1 protein-coding gene is annotated in these 295 nt (G+C 68.1%); it reads left to right on the forward strand.

Annotated elements, in window-relative coordinates; all coding sequences use genetic code 11:
* The coding region (locus tag OP79_RS49330; RefSeq protein WP_033329924.1) for a winged helix-turn-helix transcriptional regulator at positions 1–295 on the forward strand (295 nt) is incomplete at both ends.

Consider the following 295-nt stretch of genomic DNA (forward strand, 5'->3'; position numbering starts at 1 on the left):
ATGGAGTGGCTTGAGGCGAGCACGGAGAACTGCCCCGTCCAGCGCACGCTCGACGTGATCGGGGAGAAATGGACGCTGCTGATCCTGCGTGACGCCGTCAACGGGGTGCGCCGCTTCGACGACTTCCACCGCCACATCGGCCTGTCGGAAGCCGTCCTCAGCGACCGCCTGCGCAAGCTGACCGCGGCCGGCATCCTCAAGACCGTCCCCTACCGGGAGCCCGGCAGCCGCTCCCGCAACGAATACCGCCTGACCCGCAAGGGCTGGGACCTGTGGCCCGTCCTGATGGCACTGA

It is taken from the genome of Streptomyces yerevanensis, from assembly GCF_000716805.1.
Lineage (GTDB): Bacteria > Actinomycetota > Actinomycetes > Streptomycetales > Streptomycetaceae > Streptomyces > Streptomyces flaveus.